The 16,889-nt window shown below is 51.1% G+C and carries 13 protein-coding genes and 2 pseudogenes; 10 read left to right on the top strand and 5 right to left on the bottom strand.

Features of this window, described 5'->3' with window-relative positions:
• The 4 genes and pseudogenes from HMPREF3138_RS27270 to HMPREF3138_RS21460 form a co-directional block, all read left to right on the top strand.
• Positions 1-378, top strand: a 378-nt coding sequence (locus HMPREF3138_RS27270) for an ATP-binding cassette domain-containing protein (RefSeq protein WP_038884850.1), incomplete at its 5' end; no start/stop codon positions are given.
• Positions 379-730: 352 nt separating this feature from the next.
• Positions 731-826, top strand: a pseudogene (locus HMPREF3138_RS27510) (ImpB/MucB/SamB family protein); the annotation flags it as partial.
• A 224-nt stretch (positions 827-1,050) separates the two neighbouring features.
• Positions 1,051-1,542, top strand: coding sequence for a hypothetical protein (locus tag HMPREF3138_RS21465; RefSeq protein ID WP_210394234.1), 492 nt, complete (start codon positions 1,051-1,053; stop codon positions 1,540-1,542).
• A 181-nt stretch (positions 1,543-1,723) separates the two neighbouring features.
• Complete coding sequence (locus HMPREF3138_RS21460) at positions 1,724-2,899, top strand: MFS transporter (protein WP_038882663.1); 1,176 nt, start codon at positions 1,724-1,726, stop codon at positions 2,897-2,899.
• A gap of 39 nt (positions 2,900-2,938) precedes the next feature.
• On the opposite strand, the gene HMPREF3138_RS21455 is transcribed toward HMPREF3138_RS21460, so the two are convergent.
• The 3 genes from HMPREF3138_RS21455 to HMPREF3138_RS21445 are packed head-to-tail and all read right to left on the bottom strand — an operon-like array spanning position 2,939 to position 5,388.
• On the bottom strand, positions 2,939-3,670 hold the full coding sequence (locus HMPREF3138_RS21455) for a 2OG-Fe(II) oxygenase (RefSeq protein WP_038876711.1): 732 nt from the start codon (positions 3,668-3,670) through the stop codon (positions 2,939-2,941).
• Entirely contained in the window at positions 3,667-4,593 is a 927-nt protein-coding gene (locus tag HMPREF3138_RS26500) for a hypothetical protein (protein WP_080491475.1), read from the bottom strand. The genes HMPREF3138_RS21455 and HMPREF3138_RS26500 overlap by 4 nt, the downstream gene beginning before the upstream one ends.
• Before the next feature lie 12 nt (positions 4,594-4,605).
• Complete coding sequence (locus tag HMPREF3138_RS21445) at positions 4,606-5,388, bottom strand: SAM-dependent methyltransferase (RefSeq protein ID WP_038876715.1); 783 nt, start codon at positions 5,386-5,388, stop codon at positions 4,606-4,608.
• 1,032 nt (positions 5,389-6,420) lie between these two features.
• On the opposite strand from HMPREF3138_RS21445, the pseudogene umuC reads away from it, so the two are divergent.
• A pseudogene (umuC, locus tag HMPREF3138_RS21440) lies at positions 6,421-7,371 on the top strand (translesion error-prone DNA polymerase V subunit UmuC); the annotation flags it as partial.
• A gap of 27 nt (positions 7,372-7,398) precedes the next feature.
• Here the strand turns inward: umuC and aceE are convergent.
• Positions 7,399-10,074: a pyruvate dehydrogenase (acetyl-transferring), homodimeric type gene (gene aceE / locus HMPREF3138_RS21435; RefSeq protein ID WP_025303325.1), complete on the bottom strand. Its 2,676-nt coding sequence runs from the start codon at positions 10,072-10,074 to the stop codon at positions 7,399-7,401.
• Positions 10,075-10,246: 172 nt separating this feature from the next.
• On the opposite strand from aceE, the gene HMPREF3138_RS21430 reads away from it, so the two are divergent.
• Positions 10,247-10,684, top strand: a complete 438-nt coding sequence (locus HMPREF3138_RS21430; protein WP_025303324.1) for a MarR family winged helix-turn-helix transcriptional regulator — start codon at positions 10,247-10,249, stop codon at positions 10,682-10,684.
• Here HMPREF3138_RS21430 and HMPREF3138_RS26775 read toward each other — a convergent pair whose 3' ends face one another.
• A complete protein-coding gene (locus HMPREF3138_RS26775; RefSeq protein ID WP_038876720.1) occupies positions 10,685-11,764 on the bottom strand; it encodes a transketolase-like TK C-terminal-containing protein in 1,080 nt (359 codons plus the stop codon). It abuts the gene before it with no gap.
• 305 nt (positions 11,765-12,069) lie between these two features.
• Here HMPREF3138_RS26775 and HMPREF3138_RS27435 point away from each other — a divergent pair, with 305 nt between their 5' ends.
• From HMPREF3138_RS27435 to HMPREF3138_RS21405, 4 genes are all read left to right on the top strand, one after another.
• Positions 12,070-13,413 carry a colicin-like pore-forming protein gene (locus HMPREF3138_RS27435; protein WP_038876722.1) on the top strand — a complete coding sequence of 448 codons (1,344 nt, stop codon included), beginning with the start codon at positions 12,070-12,072 and terminating at the stop codon, positions 13,411-13,413.
• A gap of 323 nt (positions 13,414-13,736) precedes the next feature.
• Positions 13,737-14,900: an MFS transporter gene (locus tag HMPREF3138_RS21415; protein WP_038877317.1), complete on the top strand. Its 1,164-nt coding sequence runs from the start codon at positions 13,737-13,739 to the stop codon at positions 14,898-14,900.
• A gap of 98 nt (positions 14,901-14,998) precedes the next feature.
• Positions 14,999-15,955 (top strand): diiron oxygenase, encoded by a 957-nt coding sequence (locus tag HMPREF3138_RS21410; RefSeq protein WP_025303320.1) that lies wholly within the window; start codon positions 14,999-15,001, stop codon positions 15,953-15,955.
• Between the two features lie 14 nt (positions 15,956-15,969).
• Complete coding sequence (locus HMPREF3138_RS21405) at positions 15,970-16,881, top strand: class I SAM-dependent methyltransferase (protein ID WP_047730899.1); 912 nt, start codon at positions 15,970-15,972, stop codon at positions 16,879-16,881.
• The last annotated feature ends 8 nt before the right edge of the window (positions 16,882-16,889 follow it).

Below are 16,889 nucleotides of genomic sequence, written 5' to 3'. Positions count from 1 at the left end.
GACGACAAGCTGTTCTCCGGCTCGATCCGGGAAAATATCTGCGGGTTTGCGGACGAGGTGGATGAAGCCTGGATGGAAGCCTGTGCCCGTGCCAGCTATCTGCATGAGGTGATCATGCGCATGCCGATGGGGTATGAAACCTTGATCGGCGAACTGGGGGAAGGGTTATCCGGCGGTCAGAAGCAACGGTTGTTCATTGCCCGGGCCATTTACAAGAAGCCGGTGATTTTGTTCCTGGACGAGGCGACCAGTGCGCTGGACAAGGAAAGTGAAGCGATGGTGAATCAGGCCATCAAGGCGCTCAGCATAACACGGGTGATCATAGCCCACCGCGAAACGACGATAGCCTCTGCTGATAGAGTGATTAATTTAGACTAGAGCCTGTCTCAATAAGTATTAAATACAGGTCGTTGGATAGTTGCGGTTAGTGCTCAGAACCATGGAACCGCCGCATTTCCTCAACGTCAACCAACTGATTAGATAAGAGACTATTACCTAATGGGATAGGCCCTAAAGGTGGATTTATTACGATGAATAACTTTTTAGACAAAGATACAAAACTGGCGATTACTAAATTCGGCGGTTCCGGTGTAGCCCCCTTAATCAGCTATTCGTCCCAGACTTAACAAAATTTTGACGGGTTTCTGCCTACAATCCCAGCTTTGTAGGGGAAAAAGGTAAGATTTAACGAGCACACGGCTCTTCGGAGCTGTTTTTTCTTGATATTGTATTCCACATAAACGCCGACATGTCCCGCCGGGTGATGGACACGCTGGAAGAGATGGCGCCGGCGGTGGAGATCTACTCGCTGGATAAGAGTAAGTTGTATAGTGTGGTCACCCAGCAGTGGAATCCGAGCTATGGACATTTTTAAACGTCTGAGGGGGTTGCACGGCGACACTGGAACACATTCATTTTGTACCCCACATTCTCGAGCGTAGAGAAAGCCGCGTAACTTACTCAGTCAGCAGCAACCGGCCCTCTATCAAGGGTTTTCCTCAGATTTTCTGGGCAGGGAAAATGCCATGGAGAGAGGCAAACCTGTGGGCCATGGAGCGAGCAACGGCGGGGGAAGCTTCCCTGAAAACCGTTGCCAGTAACATGAATGGCCTTTTGAATTACGCCAAGCTCCTTGAGTCGCGTGGGTTGCATTGGTTCGAGTTTCCTGTCCGAAAAGCCGATCGTTGTTTAGTGCTATACCGTGGAGCGTTGATCACGATGCGTAATGCGGGTCAGATCAGCCCCTCCACGGCGTCTGAATATATGCGCAATTGCATCATGTTTTACCGGTGGGTGAGGCACAGGGAACTTCTGGCACCACGCGTTCCTCTGTGGCGGGAGAAGCCCTACACCGTCAAACTCTTTGATCAGGTGGGGGTTGAGCGATCGGTAAACGGAATCACCACCGATCTCAGCATCCCAAATCGCAAACGACTTGGCCAAACCCTGGAGGATGGGCTATTGCCGGTGTCGGCGGCGGATCGTGATGCCATCCTGGATTTCACCGCCGCGAACGCTACGCCGGCGCTCTATCATCAGTAAAGTCAATATGTTCGGAGATTTAAATATGGGACTAAAAACTGGAAAATAGGAAAAGATTACCTATACTCGGTCGAGTATACCCACCTCAACAACCAAATCCAGATAAGGAGTTAGACGATGTAATTGACATCTCATGGAGGGGAATCAATTCAATTAATCGTTTAATGGTCTTGAGGTGACTATGTTTTTGATATTGTTACGCTCAATGCGTAAGTATTTTTGGTTAAGAACACTCTTGTTGGCGCTAGTTTGCAGTTCAGTAGGTTCTGGATTGACGTTCATCATGGTTTTTGGTGAGCTAGCCAGATTGAATGCGGCACCGTCTTCCTTTGCCTTGGCGTTTATTTTGTCAACATCACCGGGGTTTTTGGGGAGTATTGCAGGAAAATATCTGCTTGCACGTATTGAAGCAAAATATTGCTTCATGATCGCTGAGTGTATTGGCGCACTGGGTTTAATTGTTCCTTGGTACGGATTGGTTCATAGTTCCGTGACCATCCTACAGCTTGCTGGCGTTGCCTCGTCAGTATCTGCGGGGATAACCATTCCTGCCATTAATCATTATACCAAAGCTAAACTTGCTCCAGAAGATATTGGGGCCGGTGCGGTTATCGACACGCTGGTGTTTGCTTGCCAGGTTTTATTTGGCATAGGTGTCGGCGTATTTCTTTATGGCACCGTCCAGAGCAATACCTATTTGTTGGCAAATCTAGTCAGCTACATCATAGCCATTACATTTATATTTTCACTGCCAAAGCTGGCGAATTATGCAGAACAGAATGTTTATGCACAGGGGTTGCCTAAAAGGTTGTCATCAAAACAACGTGCTAGCCTTTATTTATTGCCGGCACTGGCGATGACTGGAGCACCGGCCATGTCGCTCTTGCCTACATTGGTCCACAGCAACAGTGACCAAAAAGAAACACTGCTGTTTTTATTGTTTGCCCGCAGTCTGGGACAACTTCTTGGGCCATTTTTGGTCAATGAAGATCGTTACAAGAATCAGTCATCACTGTTTATTATTGCGTGCATGGCGGCATTTATTGTGTGCTATTTATTCGTTCCATTGACACCGTTATTGAGTGTTTCGCTATTACTGGTTTTTTCTGCCCATGTATTTTCAAATATTATCTATAGCCTTGGCTGGTACAGTTTGTTGACGAACTTTGACAACGATCAGGTAGCTGCCGCCTCTGCCAGCAGCTACAGAAAACAAATTATTATCGGTGCAGTTGTCAGTATCTCGGCGGGCACATTGGCTGACAAAGTAGGTAGTCCTCTGGCACTTATCATTTGTTCTATGACAGGGTTATTGCTGTCTTCTCTACTGATTTTGCATGTAAAACGTCAGTCTTAATGACATTAAAACGGCCGGTATTGATTACCGGCCGTAGCTTCAGCTTTTATGAAAAAAACCAGCAACGGAACAACGCATAATGTCCCCAGCACTGACATCAACCTTTTTGATACAGTGTGAATAATTTGGTTTTATGATCACAAGTCGATTGGGTTTTGGATAAATAAATGTCCCGATCCCAGAATCATTGATGCTGCGTTCACGGATGGTCCATCCAAACTCCGGTCCGACCGTCCCTCCGGTTATCCCTGACATGCGTAAAACTTCTTCAGAAGCATTGTAGGTTTGTTCAGATAACCCCGCACTGGAATTAACAGGTGTATTGATGACGCAAAGCTCCCCACCCCAATTAGGTTTCCATTCGGGGTGCGCATAAAATATATATGCCCCTTTGTATTGAGCATCGTCTTCATGCCAGCCCAGTCCGCTACCTGCGGGATACAAGAATGTTGTGAGTGAAAACGCATTCCAGTCTTCCCCAAGAAAATCACGCAGACGTGATGTTATTATGCTAATCTTTTCACTTAAAATATGGATACCATCCATAATAACATTATCATCTATGGTGGTTTTTCCTGTCAGCAATGAGTAAAAGTAACTAACACTCACCAAAGGCTCACCGTCGGTCATTCTCCATGATTTTGACCACCCTTGAGAATGGACGAGATAGTAATTCTCAAATTGCATATATAACTGAAGGGCGAAGAGCTCATCGCTACTCAAAAACTCGTCAAAAATCAGATAACCTTCCCCTTCGACTATATTACTCATAATGTTTCCTCCGAGTTGAAATATTTCCCCGTCTCATTTTCAAACTGCCATTCTTCGATGAGTGATTTCCAGGGAGGCAAAAATGCGTCTCTGACGTGATATAAACGTTCGGCCAGATTAAATCGCATCATTGTTGCAGAATCCAATGCCTCATTTATCCATGTTAATTCTTTAGTCTGATACTCCGTGGAAAGGTGTTGAGCTACTTTGCGACGATATCTAACAATTTCCCCGTAAACGTAACAAGCATTGAAAGCTTGGGTATAACTGAAAGTTCGATCTTGCCGTTGAGGGAAATCGATCAGCGACTCCCCCAGAGCTCCCTGACAGTATTGATTGCCATGAAATGCGTTGAACGTGTGTACTTGATGATGAAGTGCTTCGTGATAGAGGTTTTCGACGAAACCAAGAAACCCGAATTCTCTTGGAAGCTGATGGAACGGTGGAACAAAGAAGAGTGTGGCATCGGAAATAAAGGTAACATGTGGAAGTTCGTAAAATGAAGCACTTCCATTATTGGCATTTGCATTTTTAGGAATCAACCATACCAAGGTTGAAATAAAATCAGCGATGAATGTCATTTCACTTTCATATAACGAAGAAAACCTTTTCACGCCGTCATTGAGGAATGCCAATCGATTATCGCATACTGGAATGCTGCCGACATCAGAAATCCCCATCAGCAGAGCCATTGCCTCTCCTTCATCAGCATTTGTCCAGTTAAATGACCAGTTTCCTATGTCAATCTTTGAGACGTGTTTTCGTGGTAATGCAAAAAAAAATCTATCGTGCATCGCTTGATCGCGAACTTGTGCGCAAATAGGGGGCCACTTTTCGCGGATATCTTTGTGAAGGGCCGATTCCTCGCAGCATGAGTAGTAATCATTCAGCATATCGTTTCCGCTATAGGAAAGTATTGACATTTCACCCTCCTGCTAAATAATGTTGATCTCTTTAAGAAAATCGAAATTCACCCTCTCTTTGTTGGGTAAAGAGCCAGGAATATAAAGCGTATGCCGATAAGTAACTTTTGAAAGCAATGTCTCGATATCAGAAAGTTCACCTTGTAATTTATCCGCACATTGTCCTTTTTGGGTTGAGGCACTCAACAAGAAAATAGGTGTATTGGCTGGGTAATGTTTTAATAATTTCGATTTCAAATACATAACTTTATTTGAGGTCTGCGGCGATGAGTAGTCCGTATTAGCATTGCCAATAGAGCAAACATGATAAATAAAATAATTGATGCAGGGATCCATTGCATAATCATAGATAATCAACCGATTAGCATCAAGTATGCTGACACCTTCTTCCAGTGGGTCAATACCAATATCATTGATCATCGCGTCGAAACTTGAAATTCCAGGATAACAATGAAAAGTAAAAGCCTTATCCTGAGATGATTTTTGTAGTAATTGAACAATGGTCACACCGACTCTCGGATGACCAGGAACGATAAGGCCGACATGTTCACACTCAGTAAGTGCATCTGAGATGTACTGGATAATCCTGGTGTAATTATCAACATCAATGCCGCCATCTTCATACAAATATGAGAGGTCCTCATGGTGTATTTTATGATGAGACAGATATTCGTTTAGACCAGCAATGTCTCCGATCCAGAAAACTCGATTTACACTCTGAATGACGGAAAAACCTTCTGTGGTAATCTGATTTACCCCCAGCATGCCGCTGCCGATAACAGAGATTATACTCATTAAAAATCCTTTTTAAAATGCCTCAATACGAAATTGAGGCATGGAATATTAACTAGAATCCACCGATAACCTTAGCCAGATTCATCGGCGCTGCAGCCTGTAAACGTGGGTGCATTTTGATGTTAGTTTTTTCCATGAATATATCCTTATTTTCTATTAAGTTAATGAGATCTTTCGTCCGCATCTAACTTCTCAGAACGATTGGTATTTCATCGATTAGAAGTGAAATCTTTGCTACTCCATCGAGCCTATGCGTTAGTTTTCGTAAAAACGGTTCACATAGACAACCTACATATATAGTACAAATTTGCATCTTATCAATAACAATCCATAAACAAAATTAACGAATCTGATCAGGGTTGATGACTGGAATTTAAATTAATCTAGATAAAATTGTTATTAATCATGATAGTAGCGTGCCACCGGGAGCTAACTCACTGAAGGTGATTGTGGCATGTCCCTATTCCTGGGCACTCGTCCCGAGGGGCTAGCACCCGGGTAATGAGCAGGAGAGATTACGCAACGGTGAACGGCTGTCCCCTATGCTTGCTGAATGCGTAACAGCAACTGGTGTCGGTGATGTAGGGAAGGCTGCTGAAGGTACCGCTAGGCGGTTCCGGTGGATAACACGATATAAAGTTGTTCTGTGGGGGCAACTAATTGTGATCCCCGGAAAATCAGGAGTTCCAGAGTAGAACCACCTAGTAATATTTACCTTCAAGGTGCTGCGTTGTGTTCTGGCTTTCAACCTCGTTCCTGTTAGTACAGATAGATATTTTGTGCTGAACAGAATAAAACCACTCAAAAACCTGCTAGTAAGATGTATCGTTCAGCGGTGAGAAATGGGGGGCTACAAGTTGCTAGCCAACGCAAATGAGGTTGGGAACGATTTTGGATATAGACTTTATCAAGTCTAATTTTCTGGAAAAGATCTTCTTACTATGGACAGTCGACATCGAAGTTTGAATATTGGAGTGCTCTGATTAGGAGTCATGTCCATGGTAGAGCTTCTTTCCTTTACATCGACGAAGCCTTTCTGCGGCTGGACGGCGCGAGCTGCATTTGATGGTCGGGGTCGGCATTGCGCCGAGCAAAACGCTGGCCAAGCTGGCCAACTTCGCCGCCAAGAAATGGCGCGGCACCGGCGGCGTGGTGGATTTATCCGATCCGGCGCGCCAGCGCAAACTGCTGGCGTTGCTTCCGGTGGAAGAGGTGTGGGGCGTGGGGCGCCGCCTGACTCGCCAACTGCAGGCGATGGGTATTCACACCGCGCTGCAGCTGGCGGACTGCGATACCCGGTTGGCGCGTAAAACCTTCAGCGTGGTGCTGGAGCGCACGATACGCGAGCTGCGCGGCGAATCGTGCTTGCAGTGGGAAGATGAGGCGGCCGCCAAAGAGCAGATCATCTGTTCCCGCTCGTTCGGCCAGCGGCTGACGCACTACCCACACATGCGCGAGGCGATCTGCAGCTACGCCGAACGCGCCGCCGAAAAGCTGCGGCAGGAAAAGCGCTATTGCCGCAACGTGTCGGTATTTATCAAAACCAGCCCGCATTCGGCGGGCGAAGGGTATTACAGCAATATGGGCACCGCCCGGCTGCAAACCCCGAGCAATGACAGCCGCGACATCATCGCCATGGCGGTACGTGCGCTGGAAAGCATCTGGCAGGAGGGGCGACGTTACCTGAAGGGCGGCGTGGTGCTGGGAGATTTCAGCGCCGCCGCCATGGCGCAGATCGATCTGTTCGACGACTGCCCGCCGCGCCGCAACAGCGAGCGGCTGATGGCGGCCCTCGATCGCCTGAATCAGGAAGGGCGCGGGCGCGTGTGGTTCGCCGGGCAGGGGATCGTCAAGCCGTGGCAAATGAAGCGCGACATGCTGTCGCCGGCCTACACCACCCGGCTGGCGGACATTCCGGTGGTGCGGCTGGGGGAGCGGGCGCCGTGCTCCGCCGAATCGAAGGAAGAAAAACGCCGCGGGTGACAACCGGCGGCGTGGGTAGGCTGCGTGTTACTTCACCGCCGCCGGATCCGGCTTATCGGGGGCGATGCCATACAGCGCCATGGCGCGGTTGACCTCGCTGCGGGCGATACGGCCTTCGTCAGCCAGCAGTTTCAACGCGGCGAGCGCGATGAAATGGCGGTTGACCTCGAAGAACTCACGCAGCGCCTCGCGGGTGTCCGAGCGACCAAAGCCGTCGGTGCCCAAGGCGATAAAGGTGCGGTCGGGCAAGAACGGTTTGATCTGATCGCCGACGATCTTCATATAGTCCGTCACCACCACCACCGGGCCGGGATGCGCCGCCAGCAGGCTCTGAATATAAGGAACTTTCGGCGGATCTTCCGGATGCAGCAGGTTCCAGCGTTCGGCCGCCATGCCGTTGCGGCGCAGCTCGCTCAGGCTGGTGGCGCTCCAGATATCGCTGGCGACGCCAAAGTCCGCCGCCAACAGCTCCGCCGCCGCCAGCGCCTCGCGCATGATGGCACCGCTGGCGACCAGCTGAGCGCGCGGGCTCTCTTGGTTTGTCGTTTCGCTCTGTTTGAGCAAATAGGCGCCCTGGATAATCCCGTCCTCCACGCCCGCCGGCATCGGCGGCTGCGGGTAGCCCTCGTTGAGCAAGGTGATGTAGTAGTAAATATCCTCTTGTTCAACGAACATCCTGCGCATGCCGCTCTGGACGATCACCGCGAGTTCATAGGCATAGGTCGGATCGTAGGAGACGCAGCTGGGGATCACCGAAGACAGCACGTGGCTGTGGCCGTCGTCATGCTGCAAGCCTTCGCCCATCAGGGTGGTTCTGCCGGAGGTGGCGCCGAGCAGGAAACCCTTGGTGCGTGCGTCGGCCGCCGCCCAGGCGAGATCGCCCACCCGTTGCAGCCCGAACATGGAGTAGAAGATATAGAACGGGATCGTCGCGACATCGTGGTTGCTGTAGGCGGTGCCAGCGGCGATCCAGGTCGATATCGCACCGGATTCGTTGATGCCTTCCTGCAAAATCTGGCCGTCTTTGGCCTCTTTATAGTAGCTGAGCTGCCCGGCGTCTTGCGGGGTATACAGCTGGCCGAGCCAGGAATGGATGCCAATCTGGCGGAACAGGCCTTCCATGCCGAACGTGCGCGACTCGTCCGGCACGATGGGCACGATCAGTTTGCCGATGTTGACGTCTTTGAGCAGCGTGCCGAGGATATTAACGAAAGCCATGGTGGTCGACATGTTGCGTTCGCCGCTGCCCTTCAGGAGGCCGTCGAAGCGCGATAGTTCCGGTATCGCCAGCGGAGCGGATTGGCCGAAGCGGGCAGGGATGTAGCCGCCCAGCGCGGTGCGCGTCGCGGTGATGTACTTCGCCGCCGCGCTGTCGGGTTCGGGCTTCAGGTAAGGGATCTCTGCCAGTTGGGCGTCGGAGATGGTCAGCCCTAAACGGTCGCGGAAGGCTTTCACCGCATCCTGGCTCATTTTTTTCAGCTGGTGGTTGATGTTCTGCCCTTCACCGGCTTCCCCCATGCCAAACCCTTTGACGGTTTTGGCCAGCACCACCGTCGGCCTGCCCGGGGTATGCACCGCCTGATGGTAGGCGGCGTACACCTTTTGCGGATCGTGGCCGCCGCGGTGCAGCGCCCAGATCTCATCGTCGCTCAGGTCGGCGACCAGCTCGAGCAATTCCGGATACTTGCCGAAGAAGTGCTCCCGCACATAGGCGCCGCTTTGCGACTTGAAGGTTTGGTAATCGCCGTCGACGCACTCCATCATGCGCTGCATCAGCAGCCCGGAGCGGTCTTTTTGCAGCAGTTTGTCCCAGCCGCTGCCCCAGATCACCTTGATCACCTGCCAGCCGGCGGCTTTGAAGGTGCCTTCCAGCTCCTGAATAATCTTGCCGTTGCCGCGCACAGGGCCATCCAGCCGTTGCAGGTTGCAGTTCACGACGAAGATCAGGTTATCGAGTTTTTCTCGCCCGCCCAGCGCAATCGCCGCCAGCGATTCCGGCTGATCCATCTCGCCGTCGCCGAGAAACGCCCACACCTTTCTCCCCTGGTGCGGTTTCAACTCGCGGTATTCCAGATAGCGCATGTAGCGCGCTTGGTAGGCGGCGGTCAGCGGCCCCAGCCCCATCGAAACGGTGGGATATTGCCAGAAATCCGGCATCAGCCGCGGGTGCGGGTAGGAGGAGAGGCCACGGCGCGCGGATTCGCGGCGAAAGTTGTCGAGCAGCTCCTCGTCGATGCGGCCTTCGAGATAGGCGCGGCCATAAATGCCGGGGGCGGAATGGCCCTGGATATACACCATGTCGCCGGCGAAATCATCGGTGCGCCCACGGAAGAAGTGCGTGAACCCCACATCGTAAAGCACCGCGGCCGATTGGTAGGTGGCGATATGCCCGCCGACGTTGGAATGTTTGCCGGCACGCAGCACCATCGCCATGGCGTTCCAGCGAATAAACGCATTGATGCGCGCTTCAGCGGCCAGATCGCCGGGATACGTCGGTTGCTTATAGGCCGGGATCGTATTCACGTAGGGCGTGGTGACCATGCTGAAGAAATCACCGTGTTTTCGCTGATCGGCTTCGGCCATTCTTTCCAACAAAAAATGCGCGCGTTCACGGCCGTCGATGTCAGTGACACCTTCAAATGCCTCAAGCCATTCAGCCGTCTCTTGTGGGTCAAGATCTGCTTTTACCGCGGGTTGGTTCATAAAAGCTCCAAATGTACTTACCTGATAAGGCGCTGAGCGATACAGGGATTCAGTGAGTTGCAAGTGCAAGAGTTGCAAATGCAACAATGGCGAAAGCCACTCTATCCCTTTACAATTGCAATTGCAATTGTAATTGCAATTGCAACTCACCGGTTTTGACGAGAAAAATGACATGACAGATAAACAACCCGACCTGTGGTTCTCCTTTGTGCGCGCGCATCGGGCGATGATCAGAAAGATAGAGGCGAAGTTGTCGGAAGCGGGGCTGCCGGTTTACGCCTGGTATGACGTGTTATGGGGATTGGAAAGCGGGGAAAACGGCACACGCCGCATGCATGAGCTGGCGGACGTGTTGGTGATTGAGCGTTACAACCTGACCCGCCTGATGGATCGCCTGGAAAAAGAGCGGCTGGTCACGCGTTTTCGATCGGATGACGATCGCCGGGCCTCCTTCGCGACTATCACCGAGGAAGGCAAGGCCCTGCGGAAAAAGATGTGGGAGATCTACCGTTCGGTGGTCAACACCCACTTTCTCAACCAGTTCAGCGAAGAAGAGGTCGCACGCTTCTCCGACGCGTTGAACAATGCGATGCAGCTGGCCAGAGAGTGATCAGGCATCGGGCGTGATGTGCAGAACGCGCAGCGCATCGGCGATCAGCGCCGAAGGGATTTTCTGCTCGTCGGCCAGCAGTTTAAGGGCGCAGAGCGCAATCCATTCCGCCTGCGGGTAGTGGATTTCGCCGCGCACCCGTGAATCTGAGCCCACCGCGGCAAAGCGCGCGGGAATGAATCGCCTGAGCTGATTGGCAATCAGGTGCGAGTAGTCGGTAACGGCGACGACGGGGGCATTCCCGGTACCCAGGCACGTTTTCAGATGGCATTCGCCGCCGCTGTCCTGGCGCTGCATGTCGGCGAGTTCGGCGTCCTGCGCCAACCGCGTGTAGCTGGGGCAACTCCAGATTTCAGACGCAATCCCCCAGTTTTTCAACACTTTGGCCGCCTGCTGAACGCGGGCGAGCGCTCGGCCGGCGCCACACAGACGAACCTGCAACGGCGAGTCTGCCGCGGCGGCGACACGATACATTCCCTTGAACGCCTGTTCTGCGACAAACGGTTCCCCTGAAGAGAGGGGGCCATTGTCTGCGTTGGTCGCGAGATACACCATCTTCCTCGTTCCCTCCAGATAGAGCGCGTGGAGGGCGTGATGGAGTATCGCGCCGGTTTCTCGGGCATTGGCCGGATCGAAAGGCAACCAGCCCGGCATGGCCGTGAGCTGAAGCGGGAACCAGGCCTGAACGCCTTTGGGCAAATCGGCACTGCCAGTATCCGCATCGCTGATGAAAATCCCTTTACGATTGGTTTCCGGCTCAAGCCCGCGAAGCATGTCCACCGAGGGCGTGTTGACGAAGTAAAACAGCGGCTTCTCATAACGCTCTGATTGATGGCCAAACCAGAGCGGCCAGGCGGTGGCGTAGTGGGAACTCGGTGGCTCGGTGCGCCTTCTGCCGTCGATAAGCCAGATGTCGCCGCTGGCGTTAAGTTCGTCCAGAGTTTGCGCCGTCCAGGCGCTGGAAGAAGGGCGCGAGGCGCCGGCTTTTTGGCTGACGGAGGTCATCTTGCGGATACAGGCTTCGGCCAGGGTTTGGGTTCTGGCCGAGGCGGCGGGCAGTGTTATACGTTGAGGCGACATGCGGAGCACCCTTTTTTAGTTGCAAGTGCTATGATTGTAATTGCAATTCATGGCGTATGCCAATGACTTCTGAACAGGCCGCCGCTGCCCAGGCGTGACCTGCGGCGGTATATTCAGGCTCTGCAAAAGGGAGCCTATTTGTTTCACCGACCAGACAGCCGTCATCCGTTGTCCTTATTTCTGCGGTTTTTTATAAATGACGGGCAGCTAAAAACGGTTTGCCGATATTACTCAGGCACGCGTTAGTGAACGCTAAACGAGGATATCGGCATCTTAAAAATAAAACGAAATAAGGATGAAAGCATATGCCTGGATTTAATTATGGTGGTAAAGGGGATGGGACTAATTGGAGTTCTGAACGCGGTACGGGCCCTGAGCCGGGGGGCGGCGATAAAGGCCATTCCGGCGATCGCGGCGGCGCCAGTGTTGGCAACAGCCCGGAACAGCAACAGATAGCGGCGATCCAAAACGATCCGGCGTTGCGCATGAAGCTGGCGGCGGTGATCAAGGCGGCTCGCAGAATCAACCCGGATGCACAATTGCGTATTGAAAGCGTCAGCCCGTCCGGCACGCTGAGCCTTTCTGCCACCGGTCTGACGGCCGATCAGGCGAAGCACATTGGCTTGGGGGGACTGGTGATGGGAGTCAACGCCAAGGGAGGAATGGTAGCGATTGGGGATATCGAAACCGGCCATGCACGCAAGACCTCAACCCCCGGTAAAGGTGGTAATAATGGCCTGAACGCCGGGCAGATCGGTGCCTCTTCGTTAGGCAGTTTCGTGACAGACTCACACCGCGATCGGCCCGTCAACGGCTGGCATGGTAACGGTAAAAGCGGTGAGTTTTCGACGACCCGCACGACCGGGAGTTATTTCGGCTTTCATCATTTGAAGGTGGAAAAGCAAGACGGAATGGTGGCCTACAGTCTCTACTATAAGGCCAATAAGAACCGGCCCGCGTTTATCGCCGTGGTGAGAGGGGATAATCTGAATGGCATGGAGGTGAAATATGCCAACGGTAAGCCGGTGAAATCTCCAGGTTCGGTAAAAAATATCGTTAAGGAGTTCGTCGAATATCAAAATGCGGAATTAAAAGCGATCAAGGATGGCGTCAGCCTGGCCGCCGGCATCAATAAAGGTATCGCGGAAAAGCTCGGCGCGAAATACGCCAAGCTCGCCAAGGATTTGGAGGCAGGAATTCAAGGCAGATATATCCGCAATGTGCAGGATGCGGAGAAAACCTACGAGCAATTGACGAAGGGCTTGAACAAAAAGCTCAAGGCGCAGGATAAAGCGGCGATTGTCGCCTGGTTGAAAAAGATCGATGCGGAACAGTATGCCCGCAATGCGCGGGTATTGGGCAAGGCGTTTACCGGCGTGGACTGGGCGATTAAAGGGGCTGACCTGATAAACGCCGCGATCGAGGGTTTCTCTACCGGCAGCTGGAAAGCGTTCCGTAATCAGCTTGAGGCACTCGGGTTGTCCATCGGGGCAGGCTACACGCTCTCCGCTATCGCCGCGTTTTTCGCGCCGACGCTGGTGTCGTCGACGGTGGGCATTTTTGCATTCGCTTATCTGTTTGGCTGGGCTACCAGCTATATCGATGCGGCTCTTGCAGGAGAACTGGAAAAATTCATCCTCGAGATGTAACGAGTTCATGGCAGAAGAGGGGGCATGCCCCCTCTTTTATGGGGTATGAACGCGCCCTGAACAATGCATTAGCATGTCTCATGTTGATCTTAAGTTGATGATTTTTATCTGTGTAGTATGCCTTATGTAGCCACCTCCTCCGTTATCGAATAATTTCATTACTTTTCTTCCTGTTATGTGATTTTCTTCACGTAACACACTATTTATCATCCTTTATTCATTAGTGATATTTACATATAACAATTGTTCTCCTAGTTTGTTCATGGTTATTAACATTCGGATTAATGTTCTGTTGGAGTACGGATATGTTGACAGGAAGGTGGGTGCCTCTGCCCTTTATCCTTGTGGTTTCCTTATTGGCTGGGTGTATTGAAGTGGATATGTCCGTTCCCAGCTTTCCGGATATGGCTGCCAGTTTCGGTGTTTCTGAAGGGCATATTCAGCGTACGATCACCTATAACTTCTTGGGGTTTGTGTTTGGTGCGTTGATTTATGGCCCACTGTCAGAGTCGATTGGTCGACGAAAAACCATGTTGATCGGTGGGGCTATCATGCTGTTGGGTGCTCTGGGATGTACCTACGCCACTTCAATCGATCTTTTGATGTTGTCCCGCTTTATTCAGGGGTTGGGGGCTTGCACCCCGGTGGTAGTAGCTTACGCGATCATCGCAGACCGGTATCAAGGGGCGGCCATGTACAGCATGATCGGTCTGGTTAATGCCTGTATCTCGATTTTCATGTCGCTAGCGCCAATCGCCGGGGGGTGGATTAATGAGCATTGGGGGTGGAGAGGAAACTATGCGGTTGTCGCGGTGATCACCGCAGCGGCGGTACTGCTGGAATTGTTGTTCCTGCCGGAAACGAAGAAAGAAAAAACGCCATTCGATCTCAAAGCCATTGTGGGAAGCTATGCCCGGCTGACGGCGAGCTTCCAATTCATGCGATTATCGTTGATTCCTTCACTTTTCTTCGCTGCTTATATGGTATTCATCGCTTCCAGTGCTTTTCTTTACCGTGAAACCTTTGCGTTCTCGCTGTCGGCATTTGTCGTTCACTTTTTTATTATCGTGGCGTCATTTTCAATCCCCAGCCTCTTTTCCGCCCGTATTATCGCCGCATTTGGTGGCGATCGGCGCGCTGAGAAAATCGGTATGGCGTTAGCCATCGTCAGCATTCTAGCTCTACTGACGGCGACAACGCCTTGGGCGATCACCCTGCTGATGAGCCTGTTCTGCTTCGGGTTTTCTATCTGCTATCCGACGCTGTTCGCACGTTCCATGAGTGTCTACCCTGAAATTTACGGTGTGGCGGCCTCCTATATTATGAGCATGCGCTCGCTGCTGGTTGTGGCTATCACGGGGATGGCCAGCTACGTCTTTATCGGGCGGCCGGAGGAAATGAGCTATGTGATGGCGAGTGTGATAGGCGTTGTCGTGTTGTTGTCTATGTTGAATATCGTGGCATCCCCAAGCAAAGCTGAAGAATAAATAATCGTTTTCGCGTGACTCCCGGCTAAATATTTATATTTGGCCGGGCTCGGCATGACTTTTTTAAATACATGTATTCCTTCATCTGGAGAATATCTATGGAAAATGAAACCATGGTTTCGAAGGGCGGTTTGTCTGCCGCCTATACTGATAAATGGGAACAGCGCGCATCAATAAGAACCCGCCCCGGTAAATTTATCGACTTTACTATTCCTGGCGCATTTTTCCCCGAGGAGAATCAGCCGATATTTTTGGCTGACATGATGAGCGGCATGGACAATGAGAGGAAGTCGAAAATACTGACTCAGTCATTGTTTAAATACCTCAATGATATCGTTAATCTTGAGATTAAACTCATTAACTCAGCATGCAATAAAATTATCTACGGCGATCTCGCTGTCAAATTCGACGAACAGATTAAATTGAATGCCTATACCGTCATCATCGACGAGTATTACCATGTTTATATCGCCCGACATATGATCAATCAACTTAGAGAACATGATGCCGATCTCGGTGCGCTGAGTTACCCGGATTCTGACGCCTATGTGGCCGTTACAGAGGTGATGAAACGGTTACCTGAGCGCTGCCATGACATTTTCGAGATCATTGCGGTGTGCATTTTTGAAACGACCCTGGTGAGAGAGCTGGTGGAGTTCTTTAATAGTGACGGCGTTCATCCATCGATTAAATACTATGTTAATGACCATATGAACGATGAGTCCAGACACTATATTTTCTTTCTCGAATTACTTGGCTATATCTGGACGAGGTTGGATGAAAACGATCAGGCGATGATCGGCGGGCAGATCGCTGATTTCGTAAAAATGTATTTGAATGTTGAGTCAGAGAAACAGTTTAACATTGAGCTGTTATCGAAGATAACTCATGACTGCGAAGCCAGCCGGGAGTCAATCAATAAGGTTTATCGCGGTTTTGAAGTGACGCCTGATGTCCCCATTGTCAAAAACGTGCTAATGGCTTTGAAACGAACCGGCATTCTGAATTCGCCGATAGTGCGCCAGGGATTCGAAAATATTGGTTGGATAATTTAATCATGGAGATGGGTATGGATAGTTTCGCCTCGCATAAAACACATTCTAAATTGGCCTGTTTGACTGAAACAAAAATGTTGGCCGATGAAATAAAAGCGCGTTTACGAAATAGCAATTCGCTTATTCTTCCATTAGAGAGAAATCTTGAACTGGTCGATCAATTGACGGAGTTTGAGCTCGGTCGTTTCCTCCTGCATAACCGCGGCCTCAATGGCTACTGGACGTCTTACATTTTCCAGCATCCCGCCGGAAAACCCGCCGAACATGTTTTGGAAGACTGGCTTCTGAATCGCTCGTTGCTGTGCCGGGCGCGCGAGCGTTACTACCGTTATCAGACCTTGCTGGCTGAGTTGATTACGCAGGCGGAGACCCTGGCTTCAATCCCGTGCGGCGTGATGGATGATTTATTGGATCTGGATTACAGCGGCCATGGCGCGGTGCAATTGACCGGCATTGATCTTGACCCGGAGTCACTTTATCACGCCAACGAAAAGGCCAAGCGCGTTGGCATGGCGAACCGTTGCCGATTCTCGCAGCAGAATGCCTGGGAGTTAAAAGAAAAAAACGCTTTCGATGTGATTACCAGTAACGGCCTGAATATGTATGAGTCTGACCCGGACAGGCTGGTGGCTTTGTATCGTCGGTTCTTCGAGGCATTGAAACCAGGGGGAACCTTGTTGCTCAGTTTCCTCACGCCACCGCCGGAAAAGAACGCGCCCACCGGTGAGTGGGATAAATATGAAACGCCAATGGCGGACCTTTTGCAGGAGTTCGCGATCTTTGGCGACATTATTCAGGCTACCTACCTTAATTTCACTTCAGAAGCAGAGATCAGACAACAGATAACCCAGGCAGGGTTCACGGTTAAAGATATCAACTACAGCTCGCGCGGCGTGTTGCCGATTCTCGTGGCGGTAAAACCCTGATAACCCAA

Origin of the sequence: Serratia sp. HMSC15F11 (genome assembly GCF_001808215.1) — a bacterium.
GTDB classification, from domain to species: domain Bacteria; phylum Pseudomonadota; class Gammaproteobacteria; order Enterobacterales; family Enterobacteriaceae; genus Serratia; species Serratia nevei.
The sequence above is the reverse complement of the archived record's forward strand: the minus strand, read 5'-3'. Positions and strand labels throughout refer to the sequence as shown.

What these genes read in the sequence shown, in the direction of transcription:
- HMPREF3138_RS21465 (WP_210394234.1), top strand. Translation starts at nt 1,051, where the DNA reads ATGGAGCGAGCAACGGCGGGGGAAGCTTCCCTGAAAACCGTTGCCAGT.
- HMPREF3138_RS21460 (WP_038882663.1), top strand. Translation starts at nt 1,724, where the DNA reads ATGTTTTTGATATTGTTACGCTCAATGCGTAAGTATTTTTGGTTAAGA.
- HMPREF3138_RS21455 (WP_038876711.1), bottom strand. Translation starts at nt 3,670, where the DNA reads ATGAGTAATATAGTCGAAGGGGAAGGTTATCTGATTTTTGACGAGTTT.
- HMPREF3138_RS26500 (WP_080491475.1), bottom strand. Translation starts at nt 4,593, where the DNA reads ATGTCAATACTTTCCTATAGCGGAAACGATATGCTGAATGATTACTAC.
- HMPREF3138_RS21445 (WP_038876715.1), bottom strand. Translation starts at nt 5,388, where the DNA reads ATGAGTATAATCTCTGTTATCGGCAGCGGCATGCTGGGGGTAAATCAG.
- aceE (WP_025303325.1), bottom strand. Translation starts at nt 10,074, where the DNA reads ATGAACCAACCCGCGGTAAAAGCAGATCTTGACCCACAAGAGACGGCT.
- HMPREF3138_RS21430 (WP_025303324.1), top strand. Translation starts at nt 10,247, where the DNA reads ATGACAGATAAACAACCCGACCTGTGGTTCTCCTTTGTGCGCGCGCAT.
- HMPREF3138_RS26775 (WP_038876720.1), bottom strand. Translation starts at nt 11,764, where the DNA reads ATGTCGCCTCAACGTATAACACTGCCCGCCGCCTCGGCCAGAACCCAA.
- HMPREF3138_RS27435 (WP_038876722.1), top strand. Translation starts at nt 12,070, where the DNA reads ATGCCTGGATTTAATTATGGTGGTAAAGGGGATGGGACTAATTGGAGT.
- HMPREF3138_RS21410 (WP_025303320.1), top strand. Translation starts at nt 14,999, where the DNA reads ATGGAAAATGAAACCATGGTTTCGAAGGGCGGTTTGTCTGCCGCCTAT.
- HMPREF3138_RS21405 (WP_047730899.1), top strand. Translation starts at nt 15,970, where the DNA reads ATGGATAGTTTCGCCTCGCATAAAACACATTCTAAATTGGCCTGTTTG.